Here is a 16,934-nt window from a genome sequence, read left to right as displayed (position 1 = left end):
GGCGGGGTTTCAACCATTAAGGAATTTTTGATGAAAACCGCCGCACAGATTTTTGAAGCCGCGCAAGCGGGCGCGTTGCATGCCGTTAATTTGATTCCCAATCACAGCGGCAACGGCCGCACTTTGGAAAACCGCACGCCGATTGACAACAGCGTCATCGGCACGATTGCCGACAGCGATGAAGCCGATGTCGATGCCGCCGTTGCCGCCGCACGGCAGGCCTTTGCCGAACAGAGCTGGGCAGGACTGTCGCCTGCGGAACGCCGTAAAATCATGCTGCGTTGGACGCAATTGGTGGAAGAACACGCCGAAGAATTGGCCGCGCTCGACTGCATCGACGCGGGCAAACCCATAGACGAATGCCGCAATACCGATTTGCCCGCGACGATTGATACGTTTTATTTCTACGCCGAATATCTGGATAAATCGTTTGACCGTGTTGCGCCGAGCGGCAGCGATGTCACTGCCATGATTGTGCACGAGCCCATCGGCGTGGTGGCCTGCGTGTTACCGTGGAATTTCCCTGCGCTGATGTTTGCTTGGAAAGTCGTTCCCGCGCTGGCAGCGGGCAATTCCGTCATTGTGAAACCGGCGGCGATTACCACCTTGAGCGCACACCGCCTGATTGAACTGGCTTATGAAGCAGGCGTGCCGCAAGGTGCGCTGACATTGGTGTGCGGCTCGGGCAGCAAAGTCGGCCGCGCATTGGGTATGCACCACGGCGTCGATATGGTGGCGTTTACTGGTTCTTCGGAAGTGGGCGCGTATTTCTTGGAATATTCGGCCAAGAGCAATATGAAGGAAGTCGTGCTCGAGTGCGGCGGTAAAAACCCGCAGATTATCTTCGACGATGCCGATTTGGACAAAGCCGTACCGCATATTTTGGCTTCGTCGTTTTGGAATATGGGCGAAAATTGCAGCAGCGGTTCGCGCATTTTGGTGGATGAAAAAATCAAAGATACGCTGTTGGCGAAACTGGCCGAGGCGGTCAAAGCATGGAAAGTCGGTGACCCGCGCGAAGAAGGCGTTTTGTTCGGCCCGATGGTGGAGCAGCGCCATTTTGAAAAAGTGGCCGAATATTTGGAAATTGCCAAACAAGAGGGCGGAAAAGTCGTGTTCGGCGGTAATATCCGCAAGGATTTGGGCAGTGGTTGGTACATCGAACCGACCCTGTTTGACGGCATTACGCCCGAAATGACGATTTTCCGCGAAGAAATTTTCGGCCCTATTTCCGGCGTAACCACCTTCAAAACCGAAGAAGAAGCCGTCGCTCTGGCCAACGACACCATTTACGGCTTGGCCGCGTCGTTTTACACGCAAAACCTCAGCCGTGCCCACCGTGTTGCGCGGCAGATTCAGGCGGGCGTGGTGTCGGTCAACGGCTTTTCCGAGGGCAGTGCGGCCACGCCGTTCGGCGGCTACAAGCAGTCGGGTTTCGGCGGGCGCGACAAAGGCGTGGAAGCCTTCGAGCAGTATATGCAGACCAAAACCGTTTGGTTTGTGGAATAAGGGTTAGTCTGTTTTCAGATGGCCTTGTTCGGGAAATATCCCTGATAAGGCCGTCTGAAAATTGGGAACAGGGAAACCATGAATACACAAACCACAGGCATGATACAGGTGGTTTCGGGTGCGGTCTGCTGGGGGACGCTCGGCGTATTGGGTGCAACCCTCAACCGCTTGTCGTTCAGCGGTGGGGAAGTGGCGGCGTTGCGGATAGTGATTGCCGCCGTGTTGCTGCTGTCTGCCTTGCGCTACTTTCTGCCGTATCTGAAGCAGCTGCGCATGCGTCAGCTTCCGTTTTTGGCGGTGCAGTCGTTTATCGGCGTATTGGGCATGAGTCTGCTGTATTTTGCGGCGGTGGCGCGGGTCGGCTCGTCGCTGGCGGTGGCCTTGCTGTATACCGCGCCGGTGTGGAGCCTGATTTTTGCCCGCATGATTTTGGGCGAGGGCATTACCCGCCGCCAAGCGCTGCTGACAGTAGTAGCCGCCGCTGGGGTCGGCTTGACCATGACCGGTGGCGGAGCTGCCGACACAGCTGGGATTACCGCCGGATTGGGCGCAGGTATCTGCTATGCTTTATACGGCGTATTGGGCAAACGCGCTATGCTGGGTAATCCGCCGATGTTGGTGTTCTTTACCTCGATTTGCTGTCCTGCGCTGGTGTTGCTGCTGTTGCCAGCCACTCATACTGCATTCGGTAAGCTGGCGCAGCAGGACTGGGCGGCATGGTTGTCGGCAATCGGTATGTCGCTGGTCGGTACGGTGGCTGCTTTTTTCCTGTTTGTTAAAGGTTTGGAAAAAATGTCGGCGGCCAAAGCAGCGGTGTTTACCGTATTTGAACCGTTTACTGCCGTTTTGCTGGCGGAGGTATTCTTGGACGAACGCCTCGGCAGTCTGCAATATGCGGGGGTCGCGCTGATTATTGCCGTGGCAGTATTGAATGCGACAGGCGGCAAGAAAAAAACGGCATATCGGAAATAGAGGTGGCTGTATAGCGACAAGGCCGTCTGAAACGGAAACAATCCGTTTCAGACGGCCTTTATGTGCCTGCCGATGTCGGCTTACATCACGTCCAGCGTGTCAATGCCGAGCAAATCCAAGCCCTGTTGCAGAATGTCGCCGGTCAGTTTGGCCAGCTGCAAACGGGTGTTGCTCACTTGGCCTTCGGCTTTCAAAATCGGGCAGGCTTCGTAGAAGCGGGAAAACAGCGTTGCCACTTGATACAGATAGGCCGCCAGATAATGCGGATAGGCGGTGTCGGCCACGCTGTTTAACACGTCTTCAAATTTCAGCAATTCGACGGCCAGTTGTTTTTCCAGCGGCTCGGTCAGGGTCAGCGGCGCGGCGGTATCCCACTCGCCGGCTTTTTTGAAGACGGACTGCACGCGGGTGTAGGCGTATTGCAGATACGGCGCGGTGTTGCCCTCGAAACTCAACATCGCGTCCCAATCGAAAACATAATCGCTGGTGCGGTTTTTGCTCAAGTCGGCGTATTTGACTGCGGCTATGCCGACCGTATGGCCGATGTTGGCGGCTTCATCGTCGGCCAAGTCGGGATTTTTGCTTTTCACCAAAGCGGTGGCGCGTTCGACCGCTTCATCCAGCAAATCCACCAGTTTCACGGTGTCGCCGGAGCGGGTTTTGAAGGGTTTGCCGTCTTTGCCCATCATGGTGCCGAAGCCGATAAACTGCGCTTCGACATTTTCCGGCAGATAACCGGCTTTGCGCGAGGTGGTGAAAAGCTGTTCGAAGTGCAAGGCTTGGCGGTGATCGACCACATACAGCAGGCGCTGGCCGCCCAGTTTGCCCACGCGGTAGCGCACGCAGGCCAAATCGGTGGAGGCATACAGAAAGCCGCCGCCTTTTTTTTGCACGATAAACGCCGCCGCTTCGCCGTCTTTGTTTTTAAATTCGTCCAAAAACACCACTTTCGCGCCGTCGTCTTCTACCGCCAAACCTTTGGCGGTCAAATCATCGACCACGGCCTGTAAATCATCATTGTACATTGACTCGCCCGCTACGTCTGCGGGGGTCAGCTTCAAGCCCAACGTGTCATACACGGCTTGCGCATGGCTGAGGGAAATCTCCACAAACTGTTTCCACAGCGCCAACACTTTTTCATCGCCGCCTTGCAGTTTCACCACATATTCGCGGGCGGTGTCGGCAAAAGCAGGGTCTTCGTCAAAGCGCACTTTGGCAGCGCGGTAGAATTGCTCCAAATCGGATAATTTGAATTCGGTATCGGCCTGTTGCTGCTCGACCAGATACGCCACCAACATGCCAAACTGCGTGCCCCAGTCGCCGACGTGGTTTTGGCGGATGACTGTGTTGCCCATAAATTCTAATACGCGCGAAATGCTGTCGCCGATGATGCTGGAGCGCAGATGGCCGACGTGCATTTCTTTGGCTAGGTTGGGCGATGAGTAGTCAATGACCACGGTTTTTTTGTCGGCGGTTTCCGCCACGCCCAAACGCGGGTCGGCTAAGGCCGTCTGAATATTTTGCGCCAAAAATTCGGGGTTTAAACGCAGGTTGATAAAGCCCGGGCCGGCCACTTCCGCCGATTGGATAACGGCGTTGTCCGCCAGCGCGTCGGCCACTTTTTGCGCCAACTCGCGCGGGTTTTGCTGGGCTTTTTTCGCCGCGCCCATCACGCCGTTGATTTGGAAATCGCCGAAATCGGCGCTTTTGGCCGGTTGCAATACAACGGGCGCGCCCGCAATGCCCGCTGCGGCAAAGGCTTGCTCGGCTTCGCGGACGACGGTTTGATGTAGGTTCATGCTGTTTCTCTGAAAATTCGTTTAGGGCGGTATTTTACATCAAAAAGGCCGTCTGAAACACACGCGCTCTGTGTTTCCGACGGCCTCAAGGTTTTCATATTGTTTATCGGCGCGAACGGCGTCCGCCTTTATCGCCGCAGCGGTTTTCGCTGCCGACGCCGCATTCGCAAGGAATGCCGTCGTTATCGCCGTCCATTTCGGTGTTGGGGCAATATCGGCTGAAATAGCGGGCTTCTTCTTCAGAACGCATTTGCGAGCAATGTTGGCGGCCGTCGCAGGTGAATTGGGATTTTTCAGACGGCGTGGTGCTGGGCTTGGATTGGGCAGCTTTGGGGGCGGCCGTCGCAGGTTTGTTTTGCACCGCATTCATCCACGCCCGCCGCTCGGATTTCATTTTATCCGCCACTTCGTCAACCAAGACCTTGTTTTGCTCGGCCAACTGCGCGGCGCGGTAGTCCTGCCAATAGCCGTAGCCGAACCAGCCCGCAACCGCCAAACAAGCCAGCACCAGCATGGCCGTCAGAGGCGCCGTATAGCTGCGGCGCGGGCGTGATGGCGTATTGGGGGTAAACAGCGTGCGGACAGGCATATCGCCGTCGGGTGCGGCAGGGCGGATGTTTTGGGCTTCATCGCGCCCGCGTCGGCCTTTGGCGATGTCAAACGACACGCGCAGCCCTTCGGCGGGGACGTAATCGGAATCGAAGGCATACAGCGGCGCAAAAATTTCCGCGCCGGTGGCGTCTTCGCGAATAGCGCCGAATTGCCGTTTTTCATTCCAGCGGATAATGGTTCCGTAGTAGCGCATGGGGATATTCAAAGGGGATGTGTGCATATTCAGGGGCGGACATTGTAAATGAAACAGCGGTGTGGCGGTGAAAAAAACGGTATGCGTAATACAAACGGGTTTAAACGGCAGTTTAGCCGTCTGAAAATATTGAATCGGCTTTCAGACGGCCTCGGTTTTATGATTCAGGCAACAGCGGCTGCTGCCGCACCATGGCGCGGATAACGGTGCGGTTGGGGTGCAGCGCGGTGCGCAGGCGTTGGGACAAGGGGTTGGGCAAATCCAATATTTCTGCCACGACAGCCGCCGCGCAAATCGGGGCGGTGGCCAAGCCGCGCGTGCCGTGGGCGGTGTTGAGGTAGGCGTTTGGCAGGTAGGGGCAGGGCGCATCGAGGCGGTAGTTTTTGTCCAGCGCGAGTTTGGCGTACACGTTTTGCATGGAGGCGATGTCACCGAGTGCGCCGACTAGGGGTAAGTGGTCGGGGCTGTCGCAGCGCAAGGCGGCGTGGCCGGGAGATTGTGATAAAGGATTAAGGCCGTCTGAAAACAGGGATTGCGCCAACTCGGGTTGCAAGGTTTGCAGGGCGGCGCGGTTTTCTTGCTCTTCTTCGAGATACCAATGCTCGTCGGCGCTGTTGAGGCCGAAGGTCGCTCCGTAGCAATGCTGATTCTGCCATGCGGGGCTGATGTAGCTCTCGCCGGATACGGCGCAGCGCAAATGCTGCGAGAACGCGGATGCCTGCGCCACGCCGGTTTGTCCGCGGATTTGGCGGTAGGGCAGCACGGCGATATTCAGGTCGGCGGCGGTCGGACTGTGCGCGCCCATACAATAGACCAGATGGCTGGCGCAGAAATCGCCGCTTGGCGTGTGCGCCGTCCAGCTTTGGCCGTCGTGTTGCGCCGATAATAAGGGCGTGTGTTCGCGCACTTCAATCAGCGGATGGTCGAGCAGGGCGCGTACCACGGCGGGCGGATTGAGCCATACGCCTTGCGGCCAATACAGGCCATCGACACCAAAATCCAATCCTGAAATTTCGCGGATATCGGCTTGCGATACGGCGTGATACAAGTGGGCATGGCGGTTTTGCGCCGCCAAAGCCTGATGGCGCTGCCGCTCTTTGTCGTCAAAATTCAAATGAACCACGCCGCCTGCGCCCCAGCAATCCGCCCCGGGCAGCAGCTTTTCCAACAAACGCCGCGTGTAGCCGTAACCCGCCAGCAGCAGTTCGGTCTGCTCGGTCGGGTGCGGCGAAATTTTGGCATACAGCAAGCCCTGCCGGTTGCCCGAGCCGCCCTGCGCCACGCCCCGCGCTTCCAATACGGTTACGCCCACGCCTTTATCCGCCAAGAGCCGCGCCGTGGCCGCGCCCGCAATGCCCGCGCCGATGATGAGCACATGCTCGGGCATAGTGCGGTTTTCAGACGGCCTGAACCACGGTTTGACCGCCGCCAAGGGCTGCTGCGGCACGGCTGCGGTTTGCCAATTTAGGGTTTCATCGCCGAAATATTCGTTCAGACGGCCTGCGCAGGCAGGCGGCACCAGCCATAAATGCACATCGGGCAAGAAATGTTCTACCATATTCATGCCGTTAAATTGCAGGCATTGCACCGCGTCATCGAGCCGCTTTTTCAGACGGCCTTCCTCCGGCGCAGCGGAATTGGCGGCGAACACGGGCAGCGTGTGGTCGGTCAGGCAAAGCAGCAAATGCAGCGTACCGCGCTGCGCGTTTATTGCCGCCAACAATTCATGAACGGGCGGAACGCCGTTCCAAGCAAGGCAGGTCATGGGAAAAGGCCGTCTGAAAAATAAAGAGAGGCTATTGTAACGCCGATTGCCTGCGGGTATCAAAAAGGCGGGGAAATGCCTATAATTGGCCTGGAAACGCAGTTGCCTACGCCGTCTGAAAAACAGCGGGGTTGCTACCCCGCCCTACATCCATCCTTACAGGACAATCTAAAAACCAAACCATCGATACGGTGTAGGTTGGGTTGTAAACCCAACATTTACCTAAACTTCTATTGGGATTTCATCCCAATCTACGCAGTTTGGTTTTTTACTTATTTCACTATAACCCGCACAGGAACCTCCACTATGTCAAAAATCCGTACCAAAATCTGCGGCATTACCCGCCCCGAAGATGCTCGCGCCGCAGCAGAGGCAGGCGCAGATGCTGTCGGGCTGGTGTTTTACGCCAAAAGCAAACGCGCCGTAACCATCGCTCAGGCGCAGGCGGTGGTGGCTGCGCTGCCGCCCTTTGTCAGCGTGGTGGCTTTGTTTGTCAACGAAAGCGCCGAGCGCATTCGCGAGATTCTGTGCCAAGTGCCGATTGATGTGATTCAGTTTCACGGCGATGAGGAAGACGATTTCTGCCGCCAATTCGAGCGCCCGTATCTCAAAGCCGTGCGCGTGCAAAACGCCGCCGATATTCAGACGGCCTCGGCGCGTTTCCCTCATGCCCGCGCCATTTTGTTCGACGCCTACCACCCCGACGAATACGGCGGCACGGGTATCAGCTTCGATTGGAATCTGTTGCGCGAATATCAGGGCAAACCGTGGATTTTGGCGGGCGGCCTGACACCGGAAAACGTCGCCGCCGCCATCCGAATCAGCGGCGCGGCAGCGGTGGATGTATCCGGCGGCGTGGAACAAAGCGGCGGCGTGAAAGACCATGAGAAAGTAGTGGCGTTTGTCAAAGCGGCGCAGGCCGTCTGAAAACTTTGCATCAGTACGGCGCAACCATGATGGCGGTTGCGCTTGCCGAAATTCACGTTTTCTATTTAAAAAATATAACGGAATCAAGAAAATAAAAAATGCCTGAAATCGAAACCCATCCTTTTCCGCCCGTTCTCCCGCCCAAAGCCACGGTAATGATGATGGGCTCGTTTCCGCCCAAAGACGACAAACGCGCCATGCAGTTTCATTATCCCAATTTCCAAAACGACATGTGGCGCGTGTTCGGGCGGATATTTTTCAACGACGCCGAGCATTTTAAAAAGCCCGATGAAAAAGCGTTTGACGGCGACAAAATCACCGCGTTTCTTCACGAGCGCGGCATTGCCTCCTGCCCGACGGTGTGGAAGGCGATACGCGGCCATGACAATGCCTCGGACAAATTTTTGCAGGTGGTCGAAGCCGTTCCGCTGGCAGACGTATTGGCGCAAATGCCCGACTGCCGCCATATCTGCACCACCGGTGGCAAAGCCACGGAAGTCTTGCTGGGCTTGCTGCCTGAAAAAATCAAACTGCCGAAAACCGGCGAAACCGTCGCCTTTCCGTTTGGCGGACGCAACCTGACCCTGACCCGTCTGCCCTCGACTTCCCGCGCCTATCCCTTGAGCCTGGATAAGAAAACAGCGGCGTATCGGGCATTTTTTGAGTATGCGGGGCTGGTGTAAGGCCGTCTGAAACCCTATAATCAACCCATTGTTCTCTTAAGAACCTGCATTCACAATCTTAATAGCGGCTTTTATTGGCTAATCACACGCCTACTGCGTTGGATTTCTGCGCCAATAGTCCACTATTGGCGCAGAAATCCGCCTTGTATCCGTATGATTATCCAATAAAATTCCATCTATTAATCTTATGAATACAGGTTCTTACTTTCAGACGGCCTCAAGCCGTCGCCCACCCAAAGGATAAAAAAGATGAAAAACTACCATGCGCCCGACAAGCAGGGTTTTTTTGGCGAACACGGCGGTCTGTTTGTGGCCGAAACGCTGATTCCGGTATTGGCCGAAGTGAAAAAGGCCTATAAAGACGCGAAAAAAGACCCCGCTTTTTGGGCGGAGTTTGAGGATGTTTTGAAGTATTACGTCGGCCGTCCGAGCCCGGTTTACCACGCCGAACGCTTGAGCGCGCATTTGGGTGGGGCGCAGATTTGGCTCAAACGCGAGGATTTGAACCATACTGGTGCGCATAAAATCAACAATGCCATCGGTCAGGCGCTGCTGGCCAAGCGCATGGGTAAAAAGCGCGTGATTGCGGAAACCGGCGCCGGTCAACACGGCGTGGCTACGGCAACCGTGGCCGCGCGTTTCGGTATGACCTGCGATGTGTATATGGGCGCGGACGATATTATCCGCCAGTCGCCCAATGTGTTCCGCATGAAACTGCTGGGGGCGAACGTGGTCAGCGTCGATAGCGGCAGCCGTACGCTCAAAGACGCGATGAACGAGGCCATGCGCGAGTGGGTGGCGCGGGTTGACGATACGTTTTACATCATCGGCACGGCGGCCGGCCCGACTCCGTATCCGGAAATGGTGCGCGATTTCCAATGTGTGATCGGCAACGAAGCGAAAAAACAGATGAAAAAAGCCATCGGCCGCCAGCCGGACATCGCCGTGGCCTGCGTCGGCGGCGGCTCGAACGCCATCGGCCTGTTTTATCCGTATATCGGCGAGAAAAAAACGCGCTTGGTCGGTGTGGAAGCGGGCGGTTACGGCTTGGATACGCTGGATCATGCAGCGCCCATCAGCAGCGGCGCGCCGGCGGGCGTGTTGCACGGTTTCCGCAGCTATTTAATGCAGGATGAAAACGGTCAGGTCTTGGGTACGCACTCGGTGTCCGCCGGTTTGGACTATCCGGGTATCGGCCCGGAACACAGCTACCTGCACGACATCGGCCGCGTGGAATACACCGCCGCCACCGATGATAAAGCCTTGGCTGCGTTTGATTTATTGTGTCAATACGAGGGCATTATCCCCGCGCTGGAATCCAGTCATGCGATGGCGTGGGCGGTAGAAAATGCGCCGAAAATGGGCAAAGACCAAGTGATTTTGGTGAACCTGTCCGGCCGTGGCGACAAAGACATCAATACCGTGGCGAAATTGAAAGGCATTGAGCTGTAAGCCGATTTCTTCCAATAATGAGGCCGTCTGAAAACGGATATTGCCGTTTCAGACGGCCTTTTGGTGTTTGATTGAAATAAGAACCTGCATTCACTATCTTGATAGCGTCTTTTTATTGTCGAATCACACGCCGACTGCGTTGGACTTTTACGCCAATAGTCCACTATTGGCGCAAAAATCCGCCTTGTATTCGTATGATTATCCAACAAAAATCCATCTATCAATCTTATGAATACAGGTTCTAAAATTAAGCAGAATGGTTTTAGTGACGGTCAATGGTTAATGCGACTATAATAGCAAATACTTTTTTTCAGACGGCCTTGCACTCATGCGCAGAGGCCGTCTGAATCTATGATAAGAATATTTTTACGATGAATATCAAACGATTACTCTTGAGTTTCTTACCGCGCTATGTGGTCGGCCGTTTGGATGTGTATGCCCGCTTAATGCGCGCCGACAAGCCCATCGGCACGCTGTTGCTGTTGTGGCCGACGTATTGGGCGATGTGGGTGGCTGCGGAAGGCCATCCGGGTTATACCGTGTTTTTTGCGTTTACCGCAGGTGTGTTTCTCATGCGCAGCGCGGGTTGCGTCATCAATGATTTTGCCGACCGCGATTTTGACGGCGCCGTCGAGCGCACCAAAAACCGGCCGTTTGCGCAAGGTGCGGTGAGCAAATCGGAGGCGCTGCTGCTGACGGCGATTTTGTGTCTGCTGGCGGCCATGTGTTTGGTGCCGCTCAACGGCCTGACTTGGCTGATGAGCCTGCCCGCTTTGTTTTTGGCGCTGACGTATCCGTTTACCAAACGCTTTTTCCCGATTCCACAGTTTTATCTGGGGCTGGCGTTTTCTTTCGGCATTCCGATGGCGTTTGCCGCCGTAACCGACAGCGTACCGCCGCTGGCTTGGCTGATTTTTACCGCCAATGTGCTGTGGACGCTGGCCTACGATACCATTTATGCGATGGCCGATAAGGAAGACGATTTGAAAATCGGCATTAAAACCTCGGCGGTCACGTTTGGCGATCAGGATATTTCGGCGGTCATGCTGTGCCATTTTTGGTTTACCGTCTTGATGGCGGTATTGGGGTGGCAGATTGACGCGACTTGGCCGTATTGGATGATGTTGCCAATCACGGCGTGGTGGCAGTTTAACCAATACAGAGCCATCAAAACGCGCGATCGCGAGGTCTGTTTCCACACTTTCTTAGCCAACAACCGTATCGGCCTGGCCTGGTTTTTGGGCTTGGTGGGGCATTATATGTGGCGCTTGCTGTAACCTTAAAAAGGCCGTCTGAAATTGTTTTCAGACGGCCTTTGCGTCTTTCGGGATAGTATTCCAAGCCGTTAAAAAACATTAAAAAATGCTGTCGTTTGTCAGAGTTTTGAGTGTAAATTGCAGGCTTGGCATTGAGATTTGCGCCGACACTCGGTACAATTCCACCTTGTTTTGCTATCTTTTAAAGTGATTGCTATGAGCCTGATTGGCGATATTCTGCCTTTGTCCCATATCGTATTGGACTTGGATGTCAGCAGCAAAAAGCGCTTGTTCGAGCAGGCGGGGCTGCTGTTGGAAAACGAAGCCGGATTACCGCGCGCCGATGTGTTCGACTGCCTGTTTGCCCGTGAAAAACTGGGAACGACCGGTTTGGGGCAGGGCGTGGCGATTCCGCACGGCCGTCATGCCTGCGTGAAAAAAGCCGTAGGCGCATTTGTGCGCACCAAAGAGCCGATTGCTTTTGATGCGCCCGACGGCAAGCCGGTGTCGCTGGTGTTTATCCTGCTGGTGCCGGAAAACGCCACCGGCGAGCATTTGGAAGTGTTGTCGAAGCTGGCCGGAAAATTCTCGCAAAAATCCGTGCGCGAGGCGCTGCTGGCTGCGCCGACGGCCGAAGCCGTGCGCCAACTTTTGGTTGAAGAATAGCCATGCCGAGTATCTCCGTCCGCCGCCTGTATGCCGACAACCAAAACAAGTTGCAGCTGGCATGGGCGGCCGGTAATTCCGGTGCGGACAACCGTATCGGTGTCGAGGCCGACAAGCCCGTTTTGGCGCTGGTCGGCCATTTGAATTTTATCCACCCCAACCAAATCCAAGTGGTCGGCGTGGCCGAAGCCGAATACCTCAAGCGTTTGGAGTCGGGCGAGCTGAAATACGATTTCGGCGAGCTGTTTGATATTCCGATGGCGCTGGTGATTGTCGCCAACGGCCTGCCCGTATCGCCCAAGCTGCGCGACTACTGCCACACGCGCGGCATTCCGCTGTTGACTTCCAAGCAGGAAAGTCCGCACCTGATGGACGTATTGCGCATTTACCTGCAACGCACGCTGGCGGTGTCGATTATGCGCCACGGCGTGTTTTTGGATGTGTTTGAAATCGGCGTATTGATTACCGGCCAATCCGGTTTGGGTAAAAGCGAGCTGGCTTTGGAGCTGATTTCGCGCGGCCACAGCCTGATTGCCGATGACGCGGTGGAAATCTTCCGTACCGGCCCGGAAATGCTGGAAGGGCGCTGCCCGCCGATATTGCGCGACTTTTTGGAAGTGCGCGGATTGGGTGTGCTGAATATCCGGCATATTTTCGGCGAAACTTCTATCCGTCCGAAAAAAGTGCTGCAACTCATCATCAATCTGGTGTTGGCCGACGACGAATACATGAAGCAGCTCGACCGCTTGAGTATCCGCACGGAAACCGAGTCGATTCTGAATGTCAACGTCCGCTCCGTGACCCTGCCGGTGGCCGTCGGCCGCAACTTGGCGGTGTTGGTGGAAACGGCGGTGCGCAATTACATCCTGCATCTGCGTGGCAAAGACAGCACCCGCGAATTTTTGGAACGCCATCAAAACCTGTTGAAAGAAAACGAACAAAACCATGAAAATCGTCATCATTAGCGGATTGTCCGGCTCGGGCAAATCGGTTGCGCTGCGGCAGTTGGAAGATTTGGGCTATTATTCCATCGACAATCTGCCGCTGGAGCTGCTGCCCGAATTGGTGGCTTACCACCAATCGCGCCGCGAAGACAAATTGGCCGTCAGCGTCGATATCCGTTCCGGTATTGATGTGAACCAAGTGCCGGAGCAAATCCGCCGCCTGCGCGAAGCGGGCAATCAGGTGGAAGTATTGTTTGTCGAAGCGGAAGAAGATGTGTTGATGCGCCGTTTTTCCGAAACACGGCGCAGCCATCCGCTGGCGGGGCAAAACATGACCCTCTTGGAGAGTCTGCATAAAGAGCGCGAATGGCTCTCACCGCTGCGTGAATTGGCGTATTGTATCGATACCTCGAAAATGAATGCGCAGCAGCTGCGCTACGCCGTGCAGCAATGGTTGGAAATCGACCGGCAGGGGCTGCTGGTGGTATTGGTGTCGTTCGGTTTCAAATACGGCGTGCCGAACAATGCCGATTTTATGTTTGACGTGCGCAGCCTGCCCAATCCGTATTACGACCCCGAATTGCGCCCGTTTAACGGCATGGACAAGCCGATTCAAGATTACCTCGACCGCCAGCTGTGGGCGCAGGAAATGGTGGACGACATCGACAACTTCCTCAAACGCTGGCTGCCGCGCATGCAGCAAGAAAGCCGCAGCTATGTGACCATCGCCATCGGCTGCACCGGCGGGCAACACCGCTCGGTCTATACGGTAGAGCGTTTGGCGCAACGCTTGCAAGGCAAGTACGAATTGCTGGTGCGCCACCGTCAGGCGCAAAATCTGGCCGAACGTTGATTTTCAGACGGCCTGTATGTAAAGGAAAAACCATGAAAACCCCATTGATGATGTTGTGCGCCGCTCTCGCGTTGACCGCCTGCGGATCGGTTGACCGCGCACCGATTGCTTCCTACCGCTGGCACCAAAGCGGCATGAGCGAATCCGATGTCAACCGCCAGCAGCGCAGCTGCCGCGCCCAAGCGCAGGCCGACGCCAAACACGGTAAAACCCCGCAAAGCCTGGAAGAATGCATGGATCGCGCCGGCTATTACCAAATCCCGTCCGGCGGCGGCAATCTGTAAAGCCTTATCTGCATTTTGCGGATTGAATCAACCATTATCCCCTCAGGCCGTCTGAAAACCCCATATTTTCTTTCAGACGGCCTTTCGAGCGAAAGGAACGTCATGGCCATCCAATGGTTTCCCGGCCACATGAACAAGGCGAAAAAAGCCATCGCCGAGCGCGTCAAAAGCGTTGATATGGTGATAGAAATGCTGGATGCCCGTTTGCCCGCTTCCAGCGAAAACCCTTTATTGGCGCAGCTTTCCAAAGGCAAACCCAAGTTGAAAATCCTCAATAAGCAGGATTTGGCCGACCTCGAGCGTACAGCCGTCTGGCTGGCGCATTACAACAGCCTGCCCGATACCCAAGCCATCGCGCTGGATTCTTCCGAAAAAGGTGCGCACGCCAAAATTACCCAAGCCTGCCGCAAAATGATGCCCAACCGTGGCGGCATAGACAAACCCCTGCGCGTACTGATTTGCGGTATTCCCAACGTCGGCAAGTCCACCCTGATTAACGGCATGATTGGCAAAAAATCCGCCAAAACCGGCAACGAACCCGGCATTACCAAAGCCGAACAACGCCTGTTTCTCGCCGACGATTTCTGGCTTTACGACACGCCCGGCATGTTGTGGCCGAAAATCATCGTGGAAGAGAGCGGCTACAACCTTGCCGCCAGCGGCGCCGTCGGTCGCAACGCGCTAGACGAAGAAGAAGTGGCGCTGGAATTGCTCGACTACCTGCGCCGCCACTACCTGCCGCTGCTGCAAACGCGTTACCAAGCCGACAAAGACCCCAGCAGCCATTGGAACGACAGCGAATGGCTCGATTGGATTGCCAAAAAACGCGGCGCGATTTTGCCCGGCGGCCGCATTAACTACCAAAAAGCCGCTGAAAACGTATTAACGGATTTCCGCGACGGCCTGATTGGTAACATCACGCTGGAAACGCCGAACCAATGGGAAAGCTGGCTCAAAGCCGCCCGCAAACGCGAAGCCGAACTCAAAGCCCAGCGTGAAGCGCGTAAGGCCGAAAGAAAAGGCGGCGCGCGCGAAGGACATGAGCCGCGCAACCGTGAAGAATAAACCGTTGATTCCGTAGGGTGTGTGGCTCAGCCACGCACGCGTTTTCTTGAATATCCCGTTATTTCTATATCATTAAGGCCGTCTGAAAACCCATTCTTTTCAGACGGCCTCAAACAACTCATATGAACGAAAAACTTCCCCCTGACGCGCTGATTGAAGCCGCTTTACTGACCCAACTCGAACCCTTGAGCGAAAAGGCCATGCGCGAATTGTGCATGCCGCCGATTTCGCAAGACAAGCTGATTGACGTGCTGACCCAGCTTAAACTGCGTTGGCAAAACCGCGCTTTGCAGCTGGTGCATACGCATGAAGGTTGGCGCTTTCAGATTGCCCAAGCCGCTTTTGAACGGCTCGGCAGCCTGCAAGAGCAGCGCGCGCCGCGTTATTCGCGGGCGGTGATGGAAACGCTGGCGATTATCGCCTACCAGCAGCCGGTCACGCGCGGCGACATCGAAGGTATACGCGGCGTGGCTGTGTCGCAAAATGTGATGCAAACGCTGCAAGACAGGGGTTGGATTGAAGTTATCGGCCACCGCGATTCCGTCGGCCGCCCCTCGTTGTGGGCAACTACTGCCGCTTTTCTCAGCGATTTACAGCTAGACAGCTTGGAAGAGCTGCCGCCGCTGACCGAGTTGGGCGAATTGGTGCTGCCGGAATTGATGGATACGCCGCCAACGGGCGATGAGAAAGAAGAGGGCGATGAAGCGGCGCAAACGGCTGAAAGCATGGAAGCTGCCACACCGCTGGTGCATTAGTATTGGTAAGCCAAGGCCGTCTGAAACGGATTTCTGTTTCAGACGGCCTTTTTACATTCAAATATAACTGTCAATTTTCTGACACCATGCCGCTTTTTCTTCTGCGTTTAAAAACGATGCGGTAAGGGAATTTTTGCACAGCGTGCGGATTTCCGCCGCGCTTAAATCCAGCGCCTCGGCCAGCTCGCTAAAATTTTGGTTCACATAGCCGCCGAAGTAGGCCGGATCGTCGGAATTGACCGTTACCAACACCCCGCGTTGCAGCATGCGGCGCAGGTTGTGCTGGTTTAGATGGTTGACGACTTTCAATTTCAGATTGCTCAAAGGGCAGACGGTCAGAGGCATTTGCTCCGCCACCAGCCGCGCCATCAAAGCCTCGTCTTCTTCCGAGCGCACGCCGTGGTCGATACGGTTGACCTGTAATTTATCCAGCGCTTCATACACATATTGCGGCGGGCCTTCTTCGCCCGCGTGCGCCACCACCAAAAATCCCGCCGCCCGCGCTGCCGCAAACACACGCTCGAATTTGGACGGCGGATGGCCAACTTCGCTCGAATCCAAGCCTACGCCGATGATTTTGTCTTTAAACGGCAGCGCTAAGGCCAGCGTTGCCAGCGCGTCTTCTTCCGACAAATGGCGCAGGAAACACATAATTAGCTTGGCGGTAATGCCCCATTCTTGGCGTGCGTCTTCGCAGGCGCGGGTAATGCCGCTGATAACTGTGTCAAACGCTACGCCGCGTGCGGTATGCGTTTGCGGGTCGAAAAACATTTCCGTGTGCACCACATTATCCGCCTTGCAGTGCAAAAGATAAGCGCGGGTCAAATCGTAAAAATCCTGCTCGTGCAAAAGCACCGCCGCACCTGCGTAATAAATGTCTAAAAACGATTGCAGATTGTGAAAATCATACGCTGCGCGGACTTCCTCCACGCTGTCGTAAGGAATCTTGACGCCGTTGCGCTGCGCGATGGCAAACATCAATTCCGGCTCGAATGTACCTTCGATATGCACATGCAGCTCGGCTTTGGGGAGGGTTTGGATGAGGGTATTCAGGGACATGGTGGTTGCTTTCGGGTAAGGCCGTCTGAAATTTCAGACGGCCTTGGCGTGGGGTTGAAAATAGGCGAAATTATATCATTAAGCCGTAGTGCGGACATGCTTACCCTACGGCAGTATGTTGCCGCATTTTTTCAGACGGC

General features: G+C 55.5%; 16 protein-coding genes. 12 read left to right on the top strand and 4 right to left on the bottom strand.

The annotated features are described in order from the left end of the window. Positions 1–30 precede the first annotated feature (30 nt). Entirely contained in the window at positions 31–1,509 is a 1,479-nt protein-coding gene (locus tag J2T37_RS03040; RefSeq protein WP_253353720.1) for an aldehyde dehydrogenase, read from the top strand. A 78-nt stretch (positions 1,510–1,587) separates the two neighbouring features. Then, entirely contained in the window at positions 1,588–2,481 is an 894-nt protein-coding gene (locus tag J2T37_RS03035; protein ID WP_253353719.1) for a DMT family transporter, read from the top strand. Positions 2,482–2,561: 80 nt separating this feature from the next. Here the strand turns inward: J2T37_RS03035 and argS are convergent, their stop codons facing one another. The 3 genes from argS to mnmC form a co-directional block, all read right to left on the bottom strand. Further along, positions 2,562–4,280 carry an arginine--tRNA ligase gene (argS, locus tag J2T37_RS03030; protein ID WP_253353718.1) on the bottom strand — a complete coding sequence of 573 codons (1,719 nt, stop codon included), beginning with the start codon at positions 4,278–4,280 and terminating at the stop codon, positions 2,562–2,564. Positions 4,281–4,383: 103 nt separating this feature from the next. After that, the gene (locus J2T37_RS03025; protein WP_253353717.1) at positions 4,384–5,112 is read right to left on the bottom strand and encodes an excalibur calcium-binding domain-containing protein; all 729 of its coding nucleotides are present in this window, start codon (positions 5,110–5,112) and stop codon (positions 4,384–4,386) included. A 130-nt stretch (positions 5,113–5,242) separates the two neighbouring features. Next, complete coding sequence (gene mnmC, locus J2T37_RS03020; protein WP_253353716.1) at positions 5,243–6,850, bottom strand: FAD-dependent 5-carboxymethylaminomethyl-2-thiouridine(34) oxidoreductase MnmC; 1,608 nt, start codon at positions 6,848–6,850, stop codon at positions 5,243–5,245. Positions 6,851–7,156: 306 nt separating this feature from the next. Between mnmC and J2T37_RS03015 the strand changes: the two genes are divergently transcribed. The 10 genes from J2T37_RS03015 to scpB all read left to right on the top strand — a co-directional run bounded on the left by J2T37_RS03015 (position 7,157) and on the right by scpB (position 15,735). Continuing rightward, positions 7,157–7,777 (top strand): phosphoribosylanthranilate isomerase, encoded by a 621-nt coding sequence (locus tag J2T37_RS03015; protein ID WP_253353715.1) that lies wholly within the window; start codon positions 7,157–7,159, stop codon positions 7,775–7,777. Positions 7,778–7,875: 98 nt separating this feature from the next. Further along, on the top strand, positions 7,876–8,460 hold the full coding sequence (locus tag J2T37_RS03010; RefSeq protein ID WP_253353714.1) for a DNA glycosylase: 585 nt from the start codon (positions 7,876–7,878) through the stop codon (positions 8,458–8,460). A gap of 249 nt (positions 8,461–8,709) precedes the next feature. Continuing rightward, on the top strand, positions 8,710–9,912 hold the full coding sequence (gene trpB / locus J2T37_RS03005) for a tryptophan synthase subunit beta (RefSeq protein ID WP_253353713.1): 1,203 nt from the start codon (positions 8,710–8,712) through the stop codon (positions 9,910–9,912). Between the two features lie 371 nt (positions 9,913–10,283). Continuing rightward, positions 10,284–11,189: a 4-hydroxybenzoate octaprenyltransferase gene (gene ubiA, locus J2T37_RS03000; protein ID WP_253353712.1), complete on the top strand. Its 906-nt coding sequence runs from the start codon at positions 10,284–10,286 to the stop codon at positions 11,187–11,189. 195 nt (positions 11,190–11,384) lie between these two features. Next, positions 11,385–11,834: a PTS IIA-like nitrogen regulatory protein PtsN gene (gene ptsN / locus J2T37_RS02995; protein WP_253353711.1), complete on the top strand. Its 450-nt coding sequence runs from the start codon at positions 11,385–11,387 to the stop codon at positions 11,832–11,834. A 2-nt stretch (positions 11,835–11,836) separates the two neighbouring features. Continuing rightward, the gene (gene hprK, locus J2T37_RS02990) at positions 11,837–12,799 is read left to right on the top strand and encodes an HPr(Ser) kinase/phosphatase (protein WP_253353710.1); all 963 of its coding nucleotides are present in this window, start codon (positions 11,837–11,839) and stop codon (positions 12,797–12,799) included. Then, entirely contained in the window at positions 12,780–13,631 is an 852-nt protein-coding gene (gene rapZ, locus J2T37_RS02985) for an RNase adapter RapZ (RefSeq protein ID WP_253353709.1), read from the top strand. The genes hprK and rapZ overlap by 20 nt, the downstream gene beginning before the upstream one ends. A gap of 32 nt (positions 13,632–13,663) precedes the next feature. Next, on the top strand, positions 13,664–13,915 hold the full coding sequence (locus J2T37_RS02980) for a protocatechuate 3,4-dioxygenase (RefSeq protein ID WP_253353708.1): 252 nt from the start codon (positions 13,664–13,666) through the stop codon (positions 13,913–13,915). A 102-nt stretch (positions 13,916–14,017) separates the two neighbouring features. Next, positions 14,018–14,980, top strand: a complete 963-nt coding sequence (gene ylqF / locus J2T37_RS02975; RefSeq protein ID WP_253353707.1) for a ribosome biogenesis GTPase YlqF — start codon at positions 14,018–14,020, stop codon at positions 14,978–14,980. Between the two features lie 122 nt (positions 14,981–15,102). Continuing rightward, positions 15,103–15,735: an SMC-Scp complex subunit ScpB gene (scpB, locus tag J2T37_RS02970; RefSeq protein WP_253353706.1), complete on the top strand. Its 633-nt coding sequence runs from the start codon at positions 15,103–15,105 to the stop codon at positions 15,733–15,735. A gap of 57 nt (positions 15,736–15,792) precedes the next feature. On the opposite strand, the gene J2T37_RS02965 is transcribed toward scpB, so the two are convergent. Beyond that, positions 15,793–16,794: an adenosine deaminase gene (locus J2T37_RS02965; protein WP_253353705.1), complete on the bottom strand. Its 1,002-nt coding sequence runs from the start codon at positions 16,792–16,794 to the stop codon at positions 15,793–15,795. Positions 16,795–16,934: the final 140 nt, after the last annotated feature.

Source organism: Neisseria perflava (genome assembly GCF_024170405.1).
GTDB lineage: Bacteria > Pseudomonadota > Gammaproteobacteria > Burkholderiales > Neisseriaceae > Neisseria > Neisseria perflava_B.
Note: the sequence above shows the minus strand (reverse complement) of the source record. Positions and strands in the feature narration are given on the sequence as shown.